This window comes from Bacteroides salyersiae (assembly GCF_031172035.1).
GTDB lineage: Bacteria > Bacteroidota > Bacteroidia > Bacteroidales > Bacteroidaceae > Bacteroides > Bacteroides salyersiae.
Map to the genome: position 1 here is coordinate 1,535,847 of NZ_CP133452.1, position 20,984 is coordinate 1,556,830.

General features: G+C 35.4%; 20 protein-coding genes. 19 read left to right on the plus strand and 1 reads right to left on the minus strand.

Going from position 1 to position 20,984, the window contains the following annotated elements; genetic code table 11:
* Window positions 1-12 precede the first annotated feature (12 nt).
* The 18 genes from RB604_RS05655 to RB604_RS05740 all read left to right on the plus strand — a co-directional run bounded on the left by RB604_RS05655 (window position 13) and on the right by RB604_RS05740 (window position 18,362).
* A complete protein-coding gene (locus tag RB604_RS05655; RefSeq protein WP_055293312.1) occupies window positions 13-1,050 on the plus strand; it encodes a hypothetical protein in 1,038 nt (345 codons plus the stop codon).
* A gap of 48 nt (window positions 1,051-1,098) precedes the next feature.
* On the plus strand, window positions 1,099-1,728 hold the full coding sequence (locus RB604_RS05660; protein ID WP_055293314.1) for a hypothetical protein: 630 nt from the start codon (window positions 1,099-1,101) through the stop codon (window positions 1,726-1,728).
* A gap of 47 nt (window positions 1,729-1,775) precedes the next feature.
* On the plus strand, window positions 1,776-2,207 hold the full coding sequence (locus tag RB604_RS05665; RefSeq protein WP_147398881.1) for a T9SS type A sorting domain-containing protein: 432 nt from the start codon (window positions 1,776-1,778) through the stop codon (window positions 2,205-2,207).
* Window positions 2,208-2,218: 11 nt separating this feature from the next.
* On the plus strand, window positions 2,219-8,428 hold the full coding sequence (locus RB604_RS05670) for an RHS repeat-associated core domain-containing protein (RefSeq protein ID WP_122282057.1): 6,210 nt from the start codon (window positions 2,219-2,221) through the stop codon (window positions 8,426-8,428).
* A gap of 40 nt (window positions 8,429-8,468) precedes the next feature.
* Window positions 8,469-9,017 carry a hypothetical protein gene (locus RB604_RS05675; RefSeq protein WP_055293323.1) on the plus strand — a complete coding sequence of 183 codons (549 nt, stop codon included), beginning with the start codon at window positions 8,469-8,471 and terminating at the stop codon, window positions 9,015-9,017.
* A gap of 64 nt (window positions 9,018-9,081) precedes the next feature.
* Complete coding sequence (locus RB604_RS05680; protein WP_055293324.1) at window positions 9,082-9,555, plus strand: hypothetical protein; 474 nt, start codon at window positions 9,082-9,084, stop codon at window positions 9,553-9,555.
* Window positions 9,556-9,662: 107 nt separating this feature from the next.
* Window positions 9,663-10,202, plus strand: a complete 540-nt coding sequence (locus RB604_RS05685) for a hypothetical protein (protein ID WP_122282056.1) — start codon at window positions 9,663-9,665, stop codon at window positions 10,200-10,202.
* A gap of 32 nt (window positions 10,203-10,234) precedes the next feature.
* Window positions 10,235-10,960, plus strand: coding sequence for a hypothetical protein (locus RB604_RS05690; protein ID WP_055293330.1), 726 nt, complete (start codon window positions 10,235-10,237; stop codon window positions 10,958-10,960).
* Between the two features lie 9 nt (window positions 10,961-10,969).
* Window positions 10,970-12,643, plus strand: coding sequence for an RHS repeat domain-containing protein (locus tag RB604_RS05695; protein WP_055293332.1), 1,674 nt, complete (start codon window positions 10,970-10,972; stop codon window positions 12,641-12,643).
* A 2-nt stretch (window positions 12,644-12,645) separates the two neighbouring features.
* Window positions 12,646-13,164 carry a hypothetical protein gene (locus RB604_RS05700; RefSeq protein WP_055293334.1) on the plus strand — a complete coding sequence of 173 codons (519 nt, stop codon included), beginning with the start codon at window positions 12,646-12,648 and terminating at the stop codon, window positions 13,162-13,164.
* A gap of 154 nt (window positions 13,165-13,318) precedes the next feature.
* Window positions 13,319-13,534 carry a DUF8192 domain-containing protein gene (locus RB604_RS05705; protein ID WP_055293336.1) on the plus strand — a complete coding sequence of 72 codons (216 nt, stop codon included), beginning with the start codon at window positions 13,319-13,321 and terminating at the stop codon, window positions 13,532-13,534.
* Window positions 13,531-13,983: a hypothetical protein gene (locus RB604_RS05710; protein ID WP_055293338.1), complete on the plus strand. Its 453-nt coding sequence runs from the start codon at window positions 13,531-13,533 to the stop codon at window positions 13,981-13,983. The genes RB604_RS05705 and RB604_RS05710 overlap by 4 nt, the downstream gene beginning before the upstream one ends.
* Window positions 13,984-14,882: 899 nt before the next feature.
* Window positions 14,883-15,797 (plus strand): RHS repeat-associated core domain-containing protein, encoded by a 915-nt coding sequence (locus RB604_RS05715; RefSeq protein WP_122282054.1) that lies wholly within the window; start codon window positions 14,883-14,885, stop codon window positions 15,795-15,797.
* A gap of 6 nt (window positions 15,798-15,803) precedes the next feature.
* Complete coding sequence (locus RB604_RS05720) at window positions 15,804-16,034, plus strand: hypothetical protein (RefSeq protein WP_044093623.1); 231 nt, start codon at window positions 15,804-15,806, stop codon at window positions 16,032-16,034.
* A gap of 175 nt (window positions 16,035-16,209) precedes the next feature.
* Complete coding sequence (locus tag RB604_RS05725; RefSeq protein ID WP_021937227.1) at window positions 16,210-16,461, plus strand: hypothetical protein; 252 nt, start codon at window positions 16,210-16,212, stop codon at window positions 16,459-16,461.
* 114 nt (window positions 16,462-16,575) lie between these two features.
* A complete protein-coding gene (locus RB604_RS05730; RefSeq protein ID WP_044093620.1) occupies window positions 16,576-16,758 on the plus strand; it encodes a hypothetical protein in 183 nt (60 codons plus the stop codon).
* Between the two features lie 456 nt (window positions 16,759-17,214).
* Complete coding sequence (locus RB604_RS05735) at window positions 17,215-17,973, plus strand: ankyrin repeat domain-containing protein (RefSeq protein WP_007479138.1); 759 nt, start codon at window positions 17,215-17,217, stop codon at window positions 17,971-17,973.
* Window positions 17,970-18,362, plus strand: coding sequence for a hypothetical protein (locus tag RB604_RS05740; RefSeq protein ID WP_007479136.1), 393 nt, complete (start codon window positions 17,970-17,972; stop codon window positions 18,360-18,362). Before RB604_RS05735 ends, RB604_RS05740 begins: the two co-directional genes overlap by 4 nt.
* Before the next feature lie 508 nt (window positions 18,363-18,870).
* On the opposite strand, the gene RB604_RS05745 is transcribed toward RB604_RS05740, so the two are convergent.
* The gene (locus RB604_RS05745; protein WP_005927170.1) at window positions 18,871-19,374 is read right to left on the minus strand and encodes an RNA polymerase sigma factor; all 504 of its coding nucleotides are present in this window, start codon (window positions 19,372-19,374) and stop codon (window positions 18,871-18,873) included.
* Window positions 19,375-19,822: 448 nt separating this feature from the next.
* On the opposite strand from RB604_RS05745, the gene RB604_RS05750 reads away from it, so the two are divergent.
* Window positions 19,823-20,845, plus strand: coding sequence for a FecR family protein (locus RB604_RS05750; RefSeq protein ID WP_055293345.1), 1,023 nt, complete (start codon window positions 19,823-19,825; stop codon window positions 20,843-20,845).
* Window positions 20,846-20,984 lie beyond the last annotated feature (139 nt).

Genomic DNA, 20,984 nt, shown 5'->3' on the forward strand with positions numbered 1-20,984 from the left:
AAATAGTTATATATGAAAAAGAGCTTTTTTGTACTATTTATGTGTCTTCTCTGTTCTTCTCAAGTCGCTGTCAATGCACAGAGCTCGCAAAAGACGGATGCGTTGATGGTACGTGATACAAGAGATGTAAACGAGCCTCCTTCGTTTTTTAAACAGGAAATCAGGGCTGATTTAAAAACATTGGCGACTGCTGGTATCAGTACTGCCTATGGATTCTCTACTAACCTGACAATTTCTCCATGGCCTGACGCTTCTGCCGGTTATATCCATCAATTAAATTTTAATAATAACGGTGTGTTTTATAGGAATGGAGATGCGTCTAAAACATCATGGAATGTCTGGAATAAATTGGTCTTATGTGATTTAGATGGTAATATAGAAGTAGCAGGACATCCTGCTAATCAGAATGAGGAGTCTCTTATTTCTTATATTCTTAGTAATAAGGGAGTGAATGGTCAGCCGCATCGTTGGAAAATGATGACGGCATCTTACGCCGGATATAAGGGGGTTAAATCGAATGGTTATGAAATATGGGAGTATCCTGCTGATGTATCGCAAGATGACTGTTGTAAGAGACGTTTTGCTATCCAAACATGTCGTGGGGAAAGCTCGCATTCTTGTGTCATAATTGGTCCAAAGGGAGGGTTGAATATCGGATATCCCTCTTATTATGAGGCAACCGATCTCAATGATTTGTCCGTAAACGGTAATGTCGGTATAGGAACGTCGGATACACAAGGTTATAAGTTGGCAGTAAATGGTACAATTCGCGCCAAAGAGGTTAAAGTAGAATCCGAGTGGGCGGATTTTGTCTTTAAGAAAGACTATAACCTTCCTGCTTTAGAAGAAGTGGAACAGCATATTGAGGAAAATGGGACTTTACCCGGTGTTCCTTCGGAAAAAGAAGTAAAAGCTAATGGGGTTAATCTTGCTGAAACGAATGTCCTGTTATTACAGAAAATTGAGGAATTGACTTTGTACATTATTCAACAGGAAAAACGGATGGAAGTGATGGAAGCCAAAATTGACAGTATGATGAAGGTAGATTAGCAGGTTTTATTGAAAAAGAGTGTGTTCTGATTATAAAAAGATGTTTTTATGAAAAAGGTTTTAATAGGATTATTCTTAGGATTGTTTTGCTGTGGCGCTTATTCCCAGACCGAGGTCATAGATAAGGATGTGCAAATAGGAGGTTTGATTACTGAAGGTTATGGAAAGAAATTGCAATTCGGAAGTCCTAAAGGTAACAGTGATGATGTATATTTTATAAGAAATAATATAGAATCTGATCGAACTGATCTAATATTGAGCTTAGGTGACGATGATAAAGACAAGTTCGTCATTGGTAGAAAATTTTGGAATGAGGCAGAGTTTACACAGCAGTTTGTATTTCAAACTAATGGCAATATGGGAATTGGGATAGCTAATCCCAAAAACAAATTGGATGTAAATGGTACAATTAGGGCCAAAGAAGTTAAGGTGGAATCCGAGTGGGCGGATTTTGTCTTTAAGAAAGACTATAACCTTCCTACTTTAGAAGAAGTGGAACAGCATATTGAAGAAAAAGGAACTCTTCCCGGTGTACCTTCGGAAAAAGAGGTAAAAGCTAATGGGGTTAATTTGGCAGAAACGGATGTTTTATTACTTCAAAAAATTGAAGAATTGACTTTGTATATTATTGAATTAAAGCAAGAGATAGAGGACTTGAAATCACAAGTGAATAATTGATATTATGAAAAGTATACTATTTGTTGAACTATAAAATACCAAACGATATGAAACGAGTATATCTATCCTGCCTGTTGTTGCTTTTTGCCGTATCCCAACTATTGGCACAAACTTATAAGGTGGTTTATGAGTATGATCATGCAGGTAATCGTATAAGCAGGACTGTTATCACGATGAATGCGCAGGCTAAGTCAATGGATGCTGATGTTTCTCCTTTGGAGCAAGAACTGGTCAAATGTCAGATACATGTTTTTCCAAATCCGACAAAAGGTTTTTTGAATATGAAAATATCTGCCGGTGAGGAAAACTGTTGTTATAATTTTACACTTTATTCTTCTTCCGGACAAAAGTTATTAGGTGAAAGGTTAATAGGAAACGGAGATGTCTCTTTTGATTTATCTGCATATGTTGCCGGTATTTATATTCTTATTCTGAGATATGGTGAAGAGACCGTGCAATATAAGATCATCAAACAATAAAATCTGCTGCTATGAAAAAGATATGTTTTATTTATATCCTCGTGATATGTTTTATAGTTAACGGTAAGGCACAAAATGTACAACCCAATTGGGTATTTCAAACACCTCAGTCGGGCAATAGCTCTTATGTAGCTCGTGACTATATACTGCTTAAGCCCGGATTTTCTTATAAAGCGAACAAGGAAGAAAGCTTTCATGCGTATACGAATCCTTGTCTTTTATTTCCTCCGTCAGATAATACTTATGCCAGACCTGACGGAACAATTGTGGGAGATGCTTCGCAGGGATTTGTTGTTGGCAAAATACCGGGAGAGTTGAATGTGAGTCCCAGTGGAGCAGCAACGTATACAATTCCTATTTCTTGTCCGCCGGGAATTAACGGCATGCAGCCTAATTTGTCTTTGGTTTATAATAGCCAATCCGGTAACGGTATTGCCGGTTGGGGATGGAATTTGGGTGGATTATCCATGATTTCCCGTGTTCCTAAAAATTATTATTATGATAACGAAAAGAGTGGAATCATTTGGGACAAGTATTCTCCATTGGCACTGGACGGACAACGTTTGGTTGTAAATGGGCCTTTGGAATCTTCTTCCGATACGATTGAGTATCGGACGGAGAATGATGAATCCAATAAAATAGTCGGTTACAATATTACGGCATGGGGACCTAAATATTTCAAGGTATTCCAAAAAGATGGGAATGTTTTGGAATATGGGGATCCATCGTCTTTGGCTTCTTATTTTCCAATTAAATCACCTTCATTAACTCTTCCGAATACTGATTTCTACAATTTAGGTTGGGCTATTCATAAAATAACTGATCCGAATCATAATTTTGTGGAATACATTTATGTAACGAATCCTTATTCCGGGTCGTATCTATTGGGCGATACTCGGCTTTCGTCTATTAACTATGGACACGAAGAGAATGGAATTACACAAACAATTGCATCCATTGATTTTGAGTATGATATCCTATCTAATATGCCGCAGATGTATATTAGTGGAATGGAAATAAGAAACCGTAACTGCTTAAGAAAGATAATTGTTAAAGGACGAAACTCTCAAGTGCTTGAAACCTATGACTTGAGTTATAAGACAGAGAGGGATCTTTATCATTTGAGTAGTGTAAAGAAAACCAATGCAAACGGTGAATCATTTTTGCCTATAGAATTCACATGGGGCGAACATAAATATACTCAAGATTATACTGCCGTAAAAGATATCTACCAATCTCCGAAAATGGAAGCTTTAGCTGCAAAAGGTTATAGAATTTCATTTATAGTGAAGTACTGGGGTGACATTAATGGAGATGGTATTTCGGATCCATTGCTTAAATTCAAACTGACACATAAAGATAATGGGGATATGAAATATTTATGGACTATGTATCGTAATGGCGGTAATGGTTATTATTATTCAGTAATTGACGCTGAGTTTAATTGGGATACTTGTACGACATTTGCATTTGCAGATAATGACAATGATGGGAAAGATGAACTTTACATAGGAGAAGCTTCTGTTAGACCTTACTATACTATAAAATGTTACAAATATAGAAATGGTGTATTTGGAACTGATAAAAGTGATGATATTAATATGGGATTATCTTCTGATGAATTTGCAGAGAGAGAGAAAGTTTATGCAATTCCTGGTGATTTTTTAGGGAATGGAAGTACTCAATTTATGATGGTAGTTGCTAACAATTATTTGGGGGTTTTTTCTATTGGTGGTGTTACCGTTAATATAGGTTACTCTAAAAAAGTATATCTTACTGATATAAATGGAAATGGCAAACAGGAGCTGATGTGTATGACGGATAATACTACTAATTTTTATGAATACAGTAAATTGTCTAATTCGTTTGTTAAAATATATTCAACAGATAAATTTCATCATAAAGATAAGATACATATTGGTGATTTTAATGGAGATGGTAATACGGATATATTGAGACAAGAGTATATACGTTCTTATGGATATTGGAGTATTTGGAGATCAACGGGTACATCATTATTTGATATCGGTATTGATAAAAAAGTAATTCCAAATGATAATACTGTCAAATTGATGTTGTTGGATATAAATCAAGACGGAAAGACGGATATATTGGTAAAATATCCGAATTATTATGATAGTGGTTACTTTCCTCAAATAAAAGATTATAGCATGAAATTATTATTGAGTGTTGGTAATACATTTGTTAATGTTTTGGGGCTAAATAATAAAAAATCACTGGATTTTGATTTTTCTGCTTATGGAAAATTTGATTCTGATTTGAATAAAAATGTTTTTGTAGAGAATAATTCAGTTGTATCATCAACAACAAAACCTAATTATTACACATTCAGCCGGGGCGTTAAGTTCAATAAGATTCTAAAAGTAAAAAACGCTTATGAAAATGAATATGTTATCAATTATAAAAGCGCAAAAAGCCCTTTCAATGGAAATACAAGCATTACTGAAAGCGCAAATATCCTTACCTCTTTACCTGCTGAGTTTGAAGTGACAAGCCAGATAACCGGACCTCTATTTAATCAGGTATATACATTCAATACTCCATTGATCCATAAACAGGGAAAAGGCTTCTTCGGATTTAAAAAAATCCAGATAACTGATAATATTAACGGTCGGAAAACCGTTAATGAAAATGAGATGAATACTGAATATTTTGTCACGTATCCCAAAAGTACATTGGTGACTACTACGAGCAATAGCCGTATCAGTGAAAATACCAATGTTTATAACTTTGTCAAGCAGCAAAGGGCATTCCGGCTCCAGCTTCAATCTCAAACTCAGAAAGACTATTTGCGCAATGTCACCGTGACCAAAGAATACAATCGCTATGACGACAGCAACAATCCTCAAAGTATAGTAACGAAGTATGATAATTCTTTCACAGAGACTCAAGAAATAAAATATATTAGGAAAGGTTCCTGGTGTGCCAATAAAATAGAAAAAATGACTACAACCAAGTCTCGGACCGGTGTTCCTGATGATATTCGCACACAAGAATATGCGTATGATGGTAAAGGCAATCTTTTGACAAAGACGGAAGATCCGAACACTTCCTTTGCCGTCTCTACCATTTATAGTAATTACGATAAATATGGAAATCCGGGCTTAATAACACTTAAGGCCGGCAATGAGTCGCGTTCTACCTCTTTGGCTTACTCTTCTACCGGACGTTTTATCACCCGGAAAACCAATAACCTGTTAAATGAAACCGTCACTTACAATTATGACGAAAGCCGGAGCCTGCTCTTAAGCGAAACTTCCAGATTGGGTACTACGACTTATGCATATGACGGATTCGGCCGTCAGACCAAAGTGGTTTCACCGGATAAGGTGGAGACCGTGAAACTTTTGAAATGGGCGAGTACCGGAAGCATGGCGGGAAGCAAGTTTTATGAATATACGGAAACTTCCGGTGAGTCTCCTGTTACCGTCTGGTATGACCCTATGGAGCGTGAACTCGGACAGAAGTATTACGGGTTAGGTGGAAAAGAGATCACTTCGAGTAAGGAATATGATACTAAAGGCCGTCTCTATCGGATTTCCGAACCTTATTTCTCCGGAGAAACAGTGACATGGGCCTCCACTAATTATTATGATACTTACGGACGTTTGCAGCGTTCGGTTACTCCCTTAGGTACTACTTCTTATTCTTATAGCGGACTGACTACCCAAGTGACATCGCCTAACACGACCACTGTCACTGTAGAAAATGCCTTGGGTGAAACCGTTTCACAAACTACAAACGGTAAAAAGGTCTCTTATACCTATTATGCTTCCGGAGCGGTGAAGACTGCTACTCCTGAAGGTGGAGCACCTATAAATATGGAATATGACCTGGTAGGGAATCGTACAAAACTGACTGATCCGGATGCCGGTGTTATTACGACTGTTTATGACGCTTGGGGGCAGTTGAAAAGTGAAACACAAAGTATCCATATCGGAAAATCTCCGGTGGTCACAAACTATACTTATTCGAAAGGGTTACTATCGAAGGTAGATCGCCAGGGTGAGATAACGAATTATGATTATGACAGTAATAATAGGGTAAGTGGAATCCGTATGGACGGTAAGCATAGCCAGCAATTTGCATATGACCGTCTGGACAGGGTTATAAAAGTAGTGGAAAACATAAAGAATGAAAAGACATATACTACGGAAACTGTTTATGATGCCTTTGGCAGGATAAAAAAGGAGATTTATCCGGACGGATACACTGTAAACAATTCGTATGATTCTTATGGTAATCTGATATCTGTAACGGATTCTTATGATAATAAGATCTGGCAAGGTCTGTCGGCGAATGCTCGCGGACAGCTTATCAAGTCTAAGCAGGGAAACACAGAGAAAACCCAGCTTTATGACAGCCGGGGGTTGCCTTCTTCCATTACGGCAGCCGGGATTATAATCATGGCTTATACCTTTAATGACAAAGGTAATCTGACTTCCCGAAGCGACTTGCTTACCGGTCATAAGGAGGACTTTACGTATGATACCATGAACCGACTGACAGCTTGGGATGTCAGTAAAAGCAATGTCTCACAAGTAAATAATAGCATTAGCTATAACCCGACCACCGGAACGATCACTACTAAGAGTGATGTCGGTTTTACTTTCAACTATGGTGAAGAAAATGGCAAGCCCCATGCCTTGACTTCTATCAGTGGTAAGCCGGATAGGATTCCTCATTCGGCTCAAACCATTACGTATACCGATTTCAAGAAAGTGAAGAGTATCAGTTTAGGAAATAAATCGTTGGTTTTGGACTATGGGGTTGACGAACAACGTCGTAAAGGTGTTTTTAAAGAGGGAAATGTTACTTTTACCCGTTATTATTCAGGAAATTATGAAGAAGAGATCAGCTCGTCCGGAAAAATTAAAAAGATCCATTATATCAGCGGTGGAGACGGTTTAGCTGGGATTTACATAAACGATGACGGCAACAGTAGTTTCTATTCTGCCTATTGTGATTATCAAGGTTCCCTGTTGGCTTTGACAGATATAAATGGGGTTGTCAAAGAGAAATACGCCTATGACCCGTGGGGAAATCGTCGTAATCCTGCTTTATGGAAAGATGCGGATACACGCACTAAATTTATCATTGACAGAGGGTATACCCTGCATGAACATTTGGATGCTTTGGGGCTGATAAACATGAATGGTCGTGTATATGATCCTTTGTTAGGTATGTTCTTAAGTCCTGATCCTTATGTACAAGCACCGGGTAATTGGTTGAATTACAATCGCTATGGGTATTGTTTAAATAATCCATTGATTTATACAGACCCTGATGGGGAACTTTGGTGGTTGATCCCTATTGCAGTCGGTGCTGTCATAAACTGGGCAACAAATGGAGCCGATTTCACTTGGGAAGGGCTTGGTTATTTTGGTGTCGGTGCTTTGGCAGGTGCCTCAACTTTAATATCAATAACGGGTGTAGGGGCAGCTATTGTACCTGCTATAACAGGAGGAATAACGGGGGCAGGAAATAATCTTGTCTCGCAAGGTTTTGCATATGGAAGTGGAAACACTTGGAGTGGCTATATCAATTGGGGAGAAGTCGGAATAAGTGGAATTTCAGGAGCCATTACCGGCTTTTTAGGAGGGAAATTGTCTGATAAATTTAGCCCTTATGTAAATAAGTACGTTTCTAAAATATTCGATGGTCCTATGTTGCAAGATATGGTTACCAATAGTGTAGTCAGTGGAGCTACCGGGTTTACTGTTGGTGCAGGATGGACGGCATTCAGTGGAGGCAGTTTTGAAGAATCCATGCAAGCGGGTTGGAACTCTGCAAAAGTAGGTTTTGCTGTTGGAGGAGCTACCGGTTCCTTCTCGGGATGGCAAAGGGCAAAAGAGGCGCGCGTAAGTCCTTGGACCGGAGAACCAATTCAACGACATCATACTGAACCGATATTTATAGGTGGAGATCCCAAACAAAGGTTGACTCCAATGTCAGTATCTCGTCATAAAGATTTACATCAGGATATGTATCGCCATTTGGAGCAACATACGGATGCAAATGGAAATCATATGCGACCTCTACCGAATAACTCAGGTGCTGACATTCGACTACATTTCCCTAAATCACAAAGGTTTGATGCTTTAAAAAGATTTTATGATAATTATCCTATTAAATATTGGGATGCAAGGCGTGGCTTTTATCGGAATAATCATATCATGAGACAATGGAGACCTTGGTAATAAAGAAGTAACACTAAATTTATTAAACAAATAGGACGGTATGGAAAAATTAGTAGCAAAAATCGCAATGGGGCATGACATTGCACATATGTACAGTAATGAGAATAGACCAGGCACATGCCCTATCTGTCACAATACAATAGAGAAGGTGCCGGATCCTTTGTATAAAGTTCCTAAAAAGAAAGGAGATATGTTCTATACTTATGATGGCTTTTGTATTGTTTCTGAAAACTTTAAAAGTTTTTGTGATGAAAGAGTATATCCGCATTTAACCTTTGTTGCATTAACTAAATCTATGGGATATTATTTTTTTATGCCGGAAGATATTTACAGATTAGATAATATTCGCAGTAGAATAAGATTTATTGATAAAAGAGATTGTTGTGATAGCTATGATGAAACAATTGGAAGTATATTCTATAAAGCTTTAGACTTTTCAATGCCAACGGACGACTTTATATGTCGTTCGGAGTATTACTTTGCATCGTATGGATGTAAATTCCCACTTATAATTGTCGGTTTAGATACAGCGGTAGCAATGGAGGCCTATGGTTTAAAAGGAATGTATTATAATAAAGTTTTTTTATAGCATCTTAAAAAACGAAATATGTAAAGTAGGATTCATCCTACTATAAAATATAGGAGGAAAAAATATGTTTTTAAGTAAATTGTTTTCTAAGAAGACGCCCCAACGTAAAGAAAAAGTGGAATACATCACAGGAAAGCTTTCGCCTATTGATGCTGTTTTCCTATCCGATTTAGAGAAATATCCAATCTGGGTATTTGCGATAGACCACGAGGAAGATTATGAAGAAGGTCAGGATGAGTCTTGGATAGCGCCAATTACGAACTCAACAGATGTCGGCGAAGAGCTTTGCGATGCTTATATTCTTCTCAGAGTGAAAGGGAATGATTGTCCGGTTCTCGCTCATTTTGACGATATGTTGCTTGATGATCTTTCGTACTGGGATTTTGCAGATGAAAAATGGAAAGATTTTCGTTCGCTTGACGTTCCATCGCCCATCCATCTTATTTCGGTTCCTTCCATTTTGGGGCAGGCGGCGGTTGAGTTTGTAGTCAATGAAGATAGGGAAAGTGCCAGAATATATAAACATACTATCCCTTAATATCGGGATAATAAGTGATGTGATAAATGGTATTCGATTGTTTTTGAGTTGCTCAAAATACATATACTATGAGTTTTTTAGATTTGAACTAAGTAGATAACTTGGATATGAAACATTTTATTTTTGTATTTTATTTGCTGTTCCCATTGTCCGGTTTTGGTCAAGTAATGTTCTATTCGGATATGTTTACGAATAGTAAACTGCGTTTGACGCTTAGCTCTAATAATGAATTTGACCTTACAATGTATTTTGATTGTTCTGCAGACTATGATAGTGAAATGATCTGTTGGGCTAAAGGAAGTGTAATATATAAAAACGACACGATTGTTTGTATGGATTTGCAAACAAGTAAGAAAATCATTTTTATTAGAATGTTGCATAACGATATTATTAAAGCGATATGTTGGAATGATTATAAGGCTGATAATTATAGTTGCCCGAAGAATGATAGGAAAAAGATTCACTTTTCTGATTTAGTGGCTGAAAATCCAGAATTCTTTATAAGGATTAAGAAAAGTCGATTGAGTGTAGACAGTGATTCTATATTTATTAGTCTCTATTCATGGGAAGAGGGTAAGAAAAAACTGGTTCATAAAGGTATTCAAAGGGAACATTCGAAAAAGAAGAAGTTTTTCTGGTTGAATTAGAAGTTTTCTAAATTTGGTTTATATAATTAGAGATGATTAAACAAATATTATTTTGGGGATTTATTATATGGTCTTTGCCTATCTATTCGCAGATACAAGAGTCATACTGTTACATTTCTTCAGATAAAGATGTGGATAAAGAAACGACTTTTGATATTGATGAGATTTTTTATTATGATGTTGATGTTGATTTGAAAAAACAGAGGTATCTTATCTCCATAGGGTTGTATCCCGATTCAGATTCACACTTTATTAAATTGATATCATACGGTGAGTGTTCTATAAAAGATAACATATTAATAATGTATGATCATGTTCACGATATACAGATGAGTGCCCGATTAGAAAAAGAAGGACTGTCTTTTATACATTGTTTCCCCTTTTTAAAAGATAAGTTTTTTATGTCTGTATCTTTTGAAGACGATTTTGATTATCATATTGAAATGACGTGGAACTTATCTTCGGCAGAAGGAGGGCGGATAAACTTCCCTTATCCATTGGAAAAATTGTTTCTTGATGGATATTATAAAATGACAGGTGACGATTATTCAATGTGTATAAAAGAAAATAATTATATGTTATTTTATAAAGGATTGCTTTTGTCTAAAGGCAAGTTGGCGAAAGGAGGTATAAATGAAATTGTATTAGTTGATATGTCGCTAAGTTCGACTTTTTCGGTCTGGCTGGATGGCAATTCATTGAGAAGCATATGTTTACCTGGGATTTATAAAAATGCAACTTTTATAAAAGTGAATTAGTTTGTTATAATGAGAAATAGTATAGAGAAAATCCAGCTTTATGACAGCTGGGGGTTGCTTTCTTCCATTACGGCAGCCGGGATCATAGGCATGGCTTATACCTTTAATAATAAAGGTCATCTGCTTTCCCGAAGCGACTTGTTCACCGGTCATAAGGAGGGCTTTACGTATGATACAATGAACCGACTGACAGTCTGGGATGTCAGTAAAAGCAATGTCTCACAAGTAAATAACAGCATTAACTATAACCCGACTACCGGAACAATCAGTTTAGGAAATAAATCGTTGGTTTTGGACTATGGGATTGACAAACAACGTCGTAAAGGCGTTTTTAAAGAGGGAAATGTTACTTTTATCCGTTATTATTCAGGAAATTATGAAGAAGAGATCAGCTCGTCCGGAAAAATTAAAAAGATCCATCATATCAGCGGTGGAGACGGTTTAGCTGGAATTTACATAAACGATGACGGCAACAGTAATTTCTATTCTGCCTATTGTGATTATCAAGGCTCTCTGTTGGCTTTGACGGATATAAATGGGGTTGTCAAAGAGAAATACGCCTATGACCCGTGGGGAAATCGTCGTAATCCTGCTTTATGGAAAGACGCGGATACACGCACTAAGTTTATCATTGACAGAGGGTATACCCTGCATGAACATTTGGATGCTTTGGGGCTGATAAATATGAATGGTCGTGTATATGATCCTTTGTTAGGTATGTTCTTAAGTCCCGATCCTTATGTACAGGCACCGGGTAATTGGTTGAACTACAATCGCTATGGGTATTGTTATGGAAATCCGTTGTTGTATACGGATCCAAGCGGAGAGTTTCTTGTAGAGTTAATTGTAGGTGCTATTATCGGTACTTATATTGGAGGAAGTATTGCAAATCATAGTTATAACCCAGGCAAATGGGATTATAGTTCTGGTAAGACATGGGGTTACATGGCCGGTGGTGCCATTATTGGTGCGGTATCTGGAGTTTTGGGCTCTTACGTAGCTACTTCTGGAATGCCTATGGCTAATACTGCATCCATGTTAACTGGTTCATATGTTAATTCTATTGGAATGCATATGATGTCAGGGGGGCAAGTACCCGTATCTTTAAATTTAGGAGGAGTATCTTATGATATGACTAATAATATATTGGGCTATCTTGGAAAAAAAGGGAATAAAAAAATAGATAATTGGATGTATGGATTAGGAGGATTAGGAAATTTGCAAGATATTCTGGCAGGAATGAAACCAGGAAGCGCTGTTCTTAGGACAGAAAATGATCCGGGACTGAAAAAGGATTTAATTGGACATACTCAATTATCTGATAATAATGATAAAATTTTGATAGATTGGGGGCCTGTAGAAACTACGAAGTTCAAATGGGTAGAAGCTACAAATTCTTATGAGGGTGGAATTCCTATCTCCACAGAAAAAATGAAATGGAAATCGTTAAATGTTAAAAATGTAAATATAGGTAGGCTTACTAAGATTTCAGAGCATTTGAATGAAGGAGGGAGATATAATTTGTTTTTTAACAGTTGTGTTTCTCAGGTTTCCCGAGCTTTAAATAGGAGTGGCGTTTTTAACATTGGTATTCATCCCTATTTGTTACATGCTCAAATGTATATGCGTTCCATAGGATTTAGACCATTCATCAATTCGTATTATTTTGAATACTTTAATTAATTATGAAAACAATGTTATTAGTATTACTGACGTGTTTGCCTATTATCTCTTTAGATAGTCAAACTATTCATACTCAAAAAATGTATCTTTATGAGTTTTTCCCAAATCGAGGATATACAACTATGGGGGCTGTTGGTCAATTTATTGACTTGGAAAAAACTAATGTAAAAAAGATTGAATTATCTCAGAGTGAGGTAGCGCAGTTTGAAGTTATATTAAGTAGAGTTAAGTCAAAACGGCATCACCAAACGAAACTAAACGAATGTTTTTTTTCAATTTACATTAAAGACGGCTTGGGAAATAATATTTTGCTTAGTGAAAAATGTATTATTAATTTGAGTAACCGAAAACAATATAAAATTGAAAATACTAAATATCAAAAATGGATTAATGATTTATTGATAAAGTATAATTTGAAAAAGAAAGTGGAGTTAAAAGAAGCAGGAGTTAATAATGATTCCCTATTGCTGAAATATTATGAAGACATGTGTTTAAATAGCTTTGATCTTCAAAGAAAATAGAATTTTATCAAAAATAGATGTTCGTTTTTTTTGTTAACAATCAGACTGTGAGATATTTAATGGAGTCAATTATGCTGCTTTTTAGTGTGGGCTATTTGGACAAATACAAAATTCTAACGATATACCAAAGGTGTTTTTGGAATAGTTAGATAAAATGGGTATTGATAATTCTCCATTATTAAATAGCTATGAAAGTGAGTATTTAAATGTAGTTTTCAAAGATAGTTTAAATGGTTTTGATTTTCATGGGAAGAAAATAGGATTTATCAACAGTGGAGAAAATAGTAAATTCCTTTATTTTGATATGCAAAAAAGCATATTCTTGATAAAAATAATATTTGTAATAATGGTTTTAATTAGTAAAGTATGAAAAATATCAGAATAATAATATTAGCGATTTTATTAACTTTTCTTTCATGTGATATTTTTTATCATGTACAAATAAATGGCAGTTATACAACAGAAATAAAATTAGAATGTGGTATAGTAGAATTAGAATGTCATACCTTGGGCAAAAGGAAATATATAATGACACAAACGTTCAACATCAATGTCCCAGTATATATTCATACAAAGAATATTAGAATATCTCATAATGGAGAACTAATTGATTTAAAAATGTCAATAGCAGGTCGCTCCTTGTTATCTGATCAAATAGTAAAGATAGATAGTTTGGATATACTCGCTGTACAGTATTACGTAGATTGTCAGGTAAGCGACACTCTTTATTTGAATATGGACAATTTTATTGAGTGTGATAATAATTTTATAAGAATGCCTGATGATATTTTTTTAACAGCACGTAGCTTGAAGAGGTGAATGTTAAACAATGGGTATCTATACTTAATAGTTAGTTAAGTTTTTATTATGATAAAGTCTTCATTGTAGCATATCCTATTAAATATTGGGATGCAAGGCGTGGCTTTTATTATACAGTGCAGGCATCTGTTTGGCTTTGGAATAATGGGATTACTCCATCTTTAATTAATAATTCTTATCATTTACAAAACTATAGATGATTATGGGGCATTTAAAGTGTATTATGTTTGTTATGGTTATGATAGTAATATCTTCTTCGTGTTGTATTTCCAAGGAAAGTATGGAGAAATGTAAGATGAAAGAGGTAGAATTCACAGTAGTGAGCAAAAATTGTTATTATATAAATATCGTATTTAGCCATTATACCTCGAAACAATTACGTGAAAATCTTGTAAAAAAATTGATAGTTTATAAAATTCCTTCGATTAATAACAAAGAGATACAAGTGCAAGAGTATTTGGGAAAACTATATAACCAATATAAGTATGAAGTCAAAATTGAATAAATCGGTTGGCGGCAAATTGATTGACTTGTTAATTGACAAGGGTTATGCTACAATGAATGGCATTGCTTTTATTTTTCAAGATAAGACGTAAATACTAGTTGTAATTACAATTTTACTATCTAATATTTTTCTGTATCTTGATACTATTCATCAATTGGATCTGCGATATAACACATTGACACGATGTATAAATATTTTGTTTTTTTTTAAAGTGGACTCATGTTATGTATAAAAAATGTATTTGTCTTATTTGTTGTGTCTTTTTTGTCTGGATGTTCTTATTTTGTTTGGATACGATTTGATAACAAGACAGAAGGTGAAGTGAGAGTTATTTATAATTGTCCTCCTGATAGTCTGATAACTATTGATATTCCTCCTCGTAAAAAACGATATTATGAGATGTCTTTCAATGGACCTCGTTGGTCTGCTAAGCAAATTGATACATCCCTCCGGTGTTCTTTTTGATCGTAGCACGGAAAAGGAACGTCAGCCGTACATGTTTGGCGGAAAGGAGCTGGTGAGCATGCATGGGCTGAATGAGTATGACTTTACAGGACGTTGGCAATATTCGATTATTCCAAGCTTTACTTCGATGGATCCGTTGTGTGAGAAATACTATTCGGTGAGTCCGTATGTGTATTGTTTGGATAATCCTCTTAAATATGTTGATCCGGATGGAAATCAGCCAAGACATATAAGACCACCAGTTAGGAGAGGCTATAGAAATGCGGGAAGGCCAAATCCTTACGTTTTCTATCCAAGGGGTATCAAACCACAATCTTATGTGCAAACTACAAATCTCTCCTATACAGGAAATGGTTTACGGCAAACAATGCCAATAGGGCCGCAAACTTTTTTAGAAACAGTCAATACGCCGGGAGGAAATAAAGTACAGATGAGCAGTAATAATGTAATAGGAAATAAAATTACTAATTGGACTGAATTTTCTGATGCATATATTGATTTTAAGAAGAAATTAGCAAGTATCGTTACTACAGTAAAGTATGGTGAAGATGGTATCGTTGAAAATAATACAGAACTTGTGATTAGTGACCCTAATTTGGCTATTCAACAACTTGATTATGAAAATAGAGCTGCAAAAATAAATGAGAATTTAGGAGAACTTGATTATGAGGGAAAATCGTTAATGGAAATAATAAAAATGTCTGCAGAACGGAAGAAAATTATAGAGGAAAAGTTAGGGCTATCACCTAAGGATCTAATAATGATTGAATTTATTAAAAATCCAGAAACCTTCCGACCTATGCAACAAGAAAAGAGAATCTTACCAGAATTTAATCAACGATGATGATTTATGAATAAAAGAAAAAAGAAAAAATGGACAACTAAAAACACCCATATAAAAAGGATGAATGAAAATGAGTATATAAAACCTGAGAAATGGTATGATACGTTAGGGACATGGATTATTATAGCGGCTGTTATTGTATTTATAATATTGGTTGCTTTAAATAATCATGTTGTTGGTTATGATCATTACATTGGTATTCCAATAGAGTGGGCGCGGTCATTGTTTGATAATTAGTTTAACCGTTTTATATGGTATCACCGTTATGTATTCTTTATAATCTGTAGAGAACGCAATAATGGGATTTATAATTTTTTGATGACATAACAGAGAAGAACTGTTGAGAATTTTATTGATTTAGCATTGTATGATATGAGAAATATTTTTTTGGTATTCATGTATAGTGAATGATATGTCGGATGAATTCAATAATCTCCATTATGGCAGTAGTGGGAAAGAAGCCGGATATTATTTTCAATATTCAGTTTTGAATAGTGCCGAATGGAATCAAAGAACAAGATTGCGTCAGGTTGCTCAAGATATCGACAAAGTGATTAAAGATACTGCACCGGATGAGTTTTATTTTAACTTTGGAGGTTATCAAGGGAAATTTTTGTTGAATCATAAACGACAATGGGTTGTTCAGTGTGATCGACCGATATAGGTAGTCTTTGATGATACATATCAATAGATTTCTTATGTGGTATGAGGATGAATGGATTGCCACCTCTTGGTATTTGATAAAGATAGCTATTCCAAATGGTGAAGAGATTACTTTTTGATAGCTAAAATCACAAATGTAACTTTATCGGACTTTAGGGAGGCTCTGTTGACTGCTGTCGGTGCGAATGAATTTATCTGGGACAATCAATTACGGGCGAAGTTACCTTCAGCACACATTACGACTTATCAATATAAACCGGGTGTGGGAGTGGTTAATACAATTCGAGAGGGAATTTAGAAACTGAAATGGATAGAACAGATAATATTCTTAAAACTTATTATTACTTTTATGCCGGAAGTGGAATGAAGCATATTCCGGGAAACCCGGATTTACCATGAGGCGTTAAATTATGATGCAAATGGAACTTTGGACAAAATATGTAAGCAATTTGATGAAAGACAAAATGAATTGAATAATACTTGGAAAATGAAAAGATTAAAATCAATGTTATTGAAAGAGGTTGATATGAAGTATAATAAGTTGGTGATGATATTTACTTTTGTTATCCTAAGAGATACATGTTATATTTTTTACAATGAAAACAATAAGAATAACTCTCGTCTTTTATGTTGAAGTCTCGGAGGGTATGCATTATACTAAAACGGAGATTACAGTAATTAGGAAAGCCTTTTAGAAGTGTAGTAGTGACTGTTCTATTGGTTCTATAACAAAGAATTAAAAAAAATAATAGCAATGAGAATAGGTGCGTTTGTTTTATTACTAATTATATTCTTTTCTTGTCAAGTACCTAAGGAAAAGATGACAGGTAGGAATATACGTTTATGGCAAGATACTCCAGGTTGGAAGCTCGCCAAGGCTGTTCGTTCCGGTGACACAATTCGTATTAATGAGATTTTATTAAGAGATAGCATTGATATTGATTATAGAGAACCTATCTTTGGACAAAGTCTGTTGTTTTGGGCGATATGGCATAATAAAACAGAAATGGTTCAATTTCTTTTATCTAAAGGTGCAGATCCTAATATGCATGATTATTTTAATGGACAATCTCCTGTTGTATTAGCTTCGAGTGCTTATGGTGAGGATATTGAAATATTGAGGTTGTTGTTAAAGTATGGAGGTGACCCCAACGATTGTGTGTCAGATTCGGATTCTGTAACTTATATGCGATCAATAGAGACCCCATTAATATGTGCAGCTTCTGATAATATAGAAAAGGTTGAATTATTGATAAAAGCAGGTGCTGATGTTAATTTGGCAATAGAACCGGGTTACCCTCCTTTGCATAATGCGATAATAGGGAATCGGGCAAATATTGTTAGATATTTATTGATAGAACAAAATGCTGATTTTCATCAAGTGTACACTGTGACAATCCAAGGTGATACACTTGATTTTGAAGATCTATTATCCAAGTCGATGATGGAAAGAGTCGAAAATACAGCAAAAGAGTTACCTTATATCTATAAATATTTAGAACAATTTAAATGATGAATGTACATGAAATTTTGTTGCCTAACGTAATAAGTAGTGACAGCAAAGAGCGTATTAAGCTACTTTTGAATAGTAAAAAAGGTCGGGCAAAGTTTATTTCCAAGTTAGATCATTTTAATGCCTTTGAAAATAAATATATTACGAATCTTCCTAGTAATTTTACAACTGAAATGATTTTGGAATATTTGAAGAAGAAAGGTGCATCGGATGATTGCTATATTTTGTCAAGCATGTCTTCCTTAGATAAAAGAAACCTGTTGCTGAGAGATGCCTTGGATAGTGTTTATGGAAGAGGTTTCGGTTGCATTATATCTTGTGTCCCAGGAGTCTTGTTGTATTATGAAGGAGAAGATATGCGTGTGATAATAAATGCGATACAGATATGATGGATGCTTTATAACTTTAAATTTGATTCGGAACTAACGAATGAATTAGATGGGTCTGCAAAATTTTATTATATTGAATGAATTGAATATGGAAGATACTTTTGGCGAACTTTTATAATCCGCAGAAACCGCAGAGCGCTGTTTTAGAAACATCATTGAGTTCGCCATTGTATTTTTTGTTGTTTTGCGGAATACTGTGTGTTTTTCTGGGTTTGGTGTCGTTTTTTAGATAAATCAAAATGAATAGTTCGTTGCCTATAGTTCCGTTTTTAAACTCTTTCTTTAATATATATCATGCATATGTTATAGAGGTATGGGTTCTAAACGGTAGAGTTCAAGGGAAAATAATGTAGTATTGATTTGTTGAGGCTTTTCATGGGATAAAAAAGGAGCAAGCGTGGAATCTCTTCCTCTTGCTCCTAAATTAACACAACTAAAAATCTGCACTAAAAATTACTCATATAGAAATAGAAATCGATAAGTCGTCGGTTTAGGTTATATAATGCGATTATCTGAAATCTTTCAATTCTTCCTGTAGCTTTTGGCGTGTAAAGAAGATCCTGCTCTTTACAGTTCCCAACGGGAGATTAAGTTTCTCTGCAATTTCGCGGTATTTGAATCCGGAAACGTGCATAGAGAACGGCACTTTGTATTCTTTTGGCAGTGAGTTTACTATGCGGTGCATTTCTTTCAGGTCATACGAACTTTCCGTGCTCTCAAATCCCGATTCCTGCGGGAGGCTCAGGTGGTAGAGGTTCTCTGTTTGGTCTACAAATGTCTGATCACGTACTACTTTTCTGTAGTTGTTGATAAAGATATTGCGCATGATGGTATACATCCATCCTTTAAAATTGGTATCCGGCATATATTTGTCCTCATTGTCCAATGCTTTTAATGAGGTCTCCTGCAACAAATCATTTGCTTCTTCTCTGTCCGTGGTCAGTTTGTATGCAAAACGCAGCAGTTCATCCTGAACTCCTATTAAATCTTTTCTGAAGCTTATACTTTTCATAACGTTGCTTTTTAAATTGTGAATATATCGTTGTTTATTTCGATGTTGCAAGTTTACGGCATTTTGCTGATTGCGATAGGGGGGATTTTATCTTTCTTTAGCCTGAAAACTATCAATTGATAGTTTTCAGGTCATTTTTGATAGTTTTCAGGTGGTCTTAGAGGGAACCTAATGTGATAATAAAGCTATTTTTATTAAAATCCTCTTTCATGGGTCCTTTCATATGGAATATTCTCGTTAATAATAAGCTTGTGATCTGATGTGATTTCAGAAAATAACCACAATGTTATTTTGTTTTTTCTCTTTTCTGATAATTGTTTGAGTGGTTAATTTCAAAAAATGAAAAAAAACACAAGACGTCTTGTCCTTTTTGTCTCTTAATAATTGTAGTAATTATAAAGCGAATTTAAAAACGAAAAATAACCAAAATAATCAAATAAAAAAATAGATGAAGCATCAGGAATCAGAATTATTCTTCCGCTATCATAGAGGCTTGTGTACGAAGGCTGAAAAGGATGAAGTTGAGAAGTTGCTGAACGGATCAGAGGCATATCGGTTACAATTCCTTGATTCTAAGATTGCATGGGCTTTGGGAGAAGATATAAAATTGATGGAAGCGGTTGATGCGGAATTAGGTTATAAGAAAATTAAGGCTGATATAAGAGCAAAAAAAATTAGAATATTTCAAGAGAGATTGGTTAGGTATGCCGCTTTTTTGACCATCCCGCTATTACTTTCTTCTATGGCGCTGGGGTATTTGTATTTTAAGAAACCCGATGAAAAGATTCAATATACCAATATAACGGCAACTGTTGGTTCGGTTGTTCGTTATGAGCTACCTGATAATTCGGTCGTTTGGTTGAATTCGGGGAGCAAGCTTCGCTGCCCGAATATTTTTAAGGGAGAAAGGCGTGAAGTGGATTTGCAGGGAGAAGCTTTTTTTGAGGTGCAGTCAGATGAAAAGCATCCGTTTTATGTGAATACGCCTTCGGGGGTACAGGTATATGTATATGGAACACGGTTTAATGTCTGTGCTTATGACAATGAAGATTATGTTGAAACAGTATTGGAGTCGGGACGTGTCAATATATTTATTCCTAAGTATGAAACATCTGTGGCTTTGAAACCCAGTGAACATTTGCTTTATGATAAAAAAGCATTGCAATTTGTGAAATCCGAAGTTGATGTCTCGGAGAAGGTCGCATGGAAAGATGGAAAATTGATCTTTAGAAATTCTTCTTTAGAAGAGGTCTTGAAAAGATTGTCACGGCATTTTAATGTCGATATTGCACTTAATAACAGATCGGGAAAACAGTATAGATATCGGGCTACTTTCAGAGATGAGACATTGTCACAGATTCTTGATTATTTGAGTAAATCGGCTATGATAAAGTGGAAGACGGAGGAAGAATCTGTGCTGCAATCTGATGGAACATTTGTGAGGAAAAAGATAATAGTGGATTTGTATTGATATAAAAAATAGACTGCCTATGATTGTATAGTTCTAAATGTAAAAAACGGGATTGCTTTATCGATCCTGTACTGGAGAAAAAACCGGAGATGTTGTATTACGTGAATCCGGGTGTGTAAATCTTTATTTATTAATTCAT

Excerpts from the sequence above, each read along its gene's own strand:
- RB604_RS05655 (WP_055293312.1), top strand. The coding sequence starts at position 13 with ATGAAAAAGAGCTTTTTTGTACTATTTATGTGTCTTCTCTGTTCTTCT.
- RB604_RS05660 (WP_055293314.1), top strand. The coding sequence starts at position 1,099 with ATGAAAAAGGTTTTAATAGGATTATTCTTAGGATTGTTTTGCTGTGGC.
- RB604_RS05665 (WP_147398881.1), top strand. The coding sequence starts at position 1,776 with ATGAAACGAGTATATCTATCCTGCCTGTTGTTGCTTTTTGCCGTATCC.
- RB604_RS05670 (WP_122282057.1), top strand. The coding sequence starts at position 2,219 with ATGAAAAAGATATGTTTTATTTATATCCTCGTGATATGTTTTATAGTT.
- RB604_RS05675 (WP_055293323.1), top strand. The coding sequence starts at position 8,469 with ATGGAAAAATTAGTAGCAAAAATCGCAATGGGGCATGACATTGCACAT.
- RB604_RS05680 (WP_055293324.1), top strand. The coding sequence starts at position 9,082 with ATGTTTTTAAGTAAATTGTTTTCTAAGAAGACGCCCCAACGTAAAGAA.
- RB604_RS05685 (WP_122282056.1), top strand. The coding sequence starts at position 9,663 with ATGAAACATTTTATTTTTGTATTTTATTTGCTGTTCCCATTGTCCGGT.
- RB604_RS05690 (WP_055293330.1), top strand. The coding sequence starts at position 10,235 with ATGATTAAACAAATATTATTTTGGGGATTTATTATATGGTCTTTGCCT.
- RB604_RS05695 (WP_055293332.1), top strand. The coding sequence starts at position 10,970 with ATGAGAAATAGTATAGAGAAAATCCAGCTTTATGACAGCTGGGGGTTG.
- RB604_RS05700 (WP_055293334.1), top strand. The coding sequence starts at position 12,646 with ATGAAAACAATGTTATTAGTATTACTGACGTGTTTGCCTATTATCTCT.
- RB604_RS05705 (WP_055293336.1), top strand. The coding sequence starts at position 13,319 with ATGGGTATTGATAATTCTCCATTATTAAATAGCTATGAAAGTGAGTAT.
- RB604_RS05710 (WP_055293338.1), top strand. The coding sequence starts at position 13,531 with ATGAAAAATATCAGAATAATAATATTAGCGATTTTATTAACTTTTCTT.
- RB604_RS05715 (WP_122282054.1), top strand. The coding sequence starts at position 14,883 with ATGAGATGTCTTTCAATGGACCTCGTTGGTCTGCTAAGCAAATTGATA.
- RB604_RS05720 (WP_044093623.1), top strand. The coding sequence starts at position 15,804 with ATGAATAAAAGAAAAAAGAAAAAATGGACAACTAAAAACACCCATATA.
- RB604_RS05725 (WP_021937227.1), top strand. The coding sequence starts at position 16,210 with ATGTCGGATGAATTCAATAATCTCCATTATGGCAGTAGTGGGAAAGAA.
- RB604_RS05735 (WP_007479138.1), top strand. The coding sequence starts at position 17,215 with ATGAGAATAGGTGCGTTTGTTTTATTACTAATTATATTCTTTTCTTGT.
- RB604_RS05740 (WP_007479136.1), top strand. The coding sequence starts at position 17,970 with ATGATGAATGTACATGAAATTTTGTTGCCTAACGTAATAAGTAGTGAC.
- RB604_RS05745 (WP_005927170.1), bottom strand. The coding sequence starts at position 19,374 with ATGAAAAGTATAAGCTTCAGAAAAGATTTAATAGGAGTTCAGGATGAA.
- RB604_RS05750 (WP_055293345.1), top strand. The coding sequence starts at position 19,823 with ATGAAGCATCAGGAATCAGAATTATTCTTCCGCTATCATAGAGGCTTG.